The sequence below is a fragment of the Streptomyces sp. SID3343 genome, assembly GCF_009865215.1.
In the GTDB taxonomy this organism is placed as follows: domain Bacteria; phylum Actinomycetota; class Actinomycetes; order Streptomycetales; family Streptomycetaceae; genus Embleya.
In genome coordinates this window covers 1-2,391 of sequence record NZ_WWJX01000064.1, presented here as the reverse complement: position 1 = coordinate 2,391, position 2,391 = coordinate 1, and the positions used below count along the sequence as shown (strand labels likewise).

Annotated in this window: 3 protein-coding genes; 1 reads left to right on the top strand and 2 read right to left on the bottom strand. The window is 73.0% G+C overall.

Annotated features, from left to right (window positions below; genetic code table 11):
• Nucleotides 1-549: isoprenylcysteine carboxylmethyltransferase family protein (locus tag GT354_RS02550; RefSeq protein ID WP_161354507.1), on the bottom strand; the 549-nt coding region annotated here is incomplete at its 3' end.
• A 7-nt stretch (nucleotides 550-556) separates the two neighbouring features.
• The gene (locus tag GT354_RS02545; protein WP_161354506.1) at nucleotides 557-1,612 is read right to left on the bottom strand and encodes a 3-oxoacyl-[acyl-carrier-protein] synthase III C-terminal domain-containing protein; all 1,056 of its coding nucleotides are present in this window, start codon (nucleotides 1,610-1,612) and stop codon (nucleotides 557-559) included.
• Nucleotides 1,613-1,775: 163 nt separating this feature from the next.
• Here GT354_RS02545 and GT354_RS02540 point away from each other — a divergent pair.
• Nucleotides 1,776-2,391, top strand: a 616-nt coding sequence (locus GT354_RS02540) for a UbiA family prenyltransferase (protein WP_237534301.1), incomplete at its 3' end; no start/stop codon positions are given.

Sequence of the window (2,391 nt, the reverse complement as noted above, 5' to 3'; positions counted from 1 at the left end):
GGTCGCCGTGGGCGCAGGCGCCGGGGCGGTCGTGCTCGCGGCCGTCGCCAGCGCGGCCGACTCGCAGCGGATCCGCACGATCATCAGCGCCGCGTTGAGCGCGGTGAACGCGAGCGCGGTCACCCACGCGCCGTGCACGAGCGGCAACGCGAACCCCTCGACGGCGACCGCGACGTAGTTCGGATGCCGAAGCCGGGTCAGCCGATACGGCCCGCGCCGCACCAGCGGCAGCCCCGGCACGACCACCACCCGAGTGTTCCAGTGCGGCCCCAGCGCGGTGATGCACCACCAGCGCAGCGCCTGCGCCGCGACCACGAGCGCGACCATCGTCCACCCGAGCCCGGGTAGGAACGGCCGGTCGCCGAACGCCACTTCGAGCACACACGCGACCAACAACCCGACGTGCAGCACGACCATCGGCGGGTAGTGCCCGCGACCGCTCTCCACCGCCCCACGCGCCATGCTCCACGCGAGGTTGCGGCGCGAGACCACCAACTCCGCGACCCGCTCCAGCGCGACCAGACCCACCAACGCGAAGTACCAGTACATCCCCGACCTACCACTCCAGGAGGACGAGCTCGGAGCAGAACCCCGGGCCCATCGCGATCATCAGCCCCGGTGTACCGGGTTGCGGCGTGGCCGCCATCGTGTCGCGCAGCACGTGCAGCACCGAGGACGACGACAGGTTGCCGGTGGCGGCGAGCAGACGCCGCGTCAGGTCCAGTGCGCCCGGCGGCAGTTCGAGCGTTTCGGCGACCGCGTCGAGCACCTTGGGCCCACCCGGATGGCACACCCACGCGGTGATGTCGCTCGTGGTCAGGCCGTGCTCGGCGAGGAATTCGCCGACGTCGTCCGCCAGATACTCGCGGACCACGTCGGGCACGCTCGGGTCGAGCACGATGCGGAACCCGGACTCGCCGACCTGCCAGCCCATCACACCCTCGGAGTGCGGGTACAGCCGGCTGCGGCTGGACACCACGCGTGGTCCGCGCCCGGGACCGGTCCGCGCGTCGCCACACGCGACCACGGCCGCCGCGCCGTCGCCGAACAGCGCGCCCGCGACCACGTTGGCCGCCGACGAGTCGTCGCGTTGCACCGTGAGCGAACACAGCTCCACCGACACCAGCACCGCGACGTGCTCGGGCCACCCACGCAGGTAGTCGTGCACGCGCGCGATCCCGGCGACGCCGGCCACACAGCCGAGGCCGAACACCGGCAGCCGCTTGACGTCGGGCCGCAGACCCAGCCGGCCGACCAGGCGCGCGTCGATCGAGGGCACCGCGATCCCGGTGACCGTGGTGAACACGATCAGGTCCACGTCACGCGGCGCCAGCCCGGCCGCGAGCAGGGCCGCGTCGACCGCCTCGGCCGCCAGGTCCACGGCCACCTCGGCGAAGACGTCGTTGGCCGCGCCGAAACCGTCGAGCTTGGCGTAGTGGTCCAGCGGCAGCGCGAGATGGCGGCTGTGCACGCCGGAGTTCGTGTGCACCCGGTCGAGCAGCCGTCGACTCGTCCCCGGTGGCAGACACATGTCGGCGAAGGCTTCGGTGATTTCGGTCTGTGGGTATCGATGGGCCGGAAGTGCGCCACGGACGGCGGCGATGCGGGTCATGTCGAATCGAATCCCCGGGTGGATGGGTGCGCGGATCGGTCAGGAGTAGGAGTGAAGGTGGGAGGCGGCGGCGGATTCGGGAACCGGCAGTGCACGTCGTGTGCCCGAAGCCGGCATCCGCATGCACCCTGCCCACGTTCGAACACCCCGAAAGGACCCATTCATGCTCGATCCCCACGCGCCGTCCGTCGGCCTGCTCCTCGCCTGCCACCCCGGTCCGACCGTCGCCGTCACCGCGCTGACCACGGCCCTGGCCCACGCCGCGGGGCGGGACGCGCGGGGTTGCCTGCTCGTCGGCGGTGCGGTGTTGAGCGGGCAGTTGTCCGTGGGCTGGTGCAACGACGCGGTGGATGCCGCGCGGGATCGGGCCGCCGAGCGCGCCGAGAAGCCGACGGTCACGGGGCAGGTCTCGGCCGAGCGAGTGGCCACGGCGGCGCGGGTCGCGCTCGTGGTGTGTGTGCCGCTGTCGTACGCGTCGGGCCGCGCCGCGGGCACCGCGCATCTGGTCGGGGTGGCCGCCGCGTGGGCGTACGACCTCGGGCTCAAGGACACGCCGTTGTCCTGGCTGCCCTACGCGATCGGCTTCGCGAGCCTGCCCGCGTTCGTCACGCTCGGCCTGCCGGGGCGGCCGGCTCCCGCGTGGTCGGTGGTGGCGGCCGCCGCGTTGCTCGGCTGCGGTGCGCACGCGGCGGACGTGCTGCCCGACCTCGCCGGTGATCAGGCCACCGGTATCCGCGGCGGCCCACACCGCTTGGGCGCCCGTGGGATCAGGGCGCTCA

Coding starts and splice junctions, on each gene's coding strand:
- GT354_RS02545 (WP_161354506.1), bottom strand. CDS start 1,612: ATGACCCGCATCGCCGCCGTCCGTGGCGCACTTCCGGCCCATCGATAC.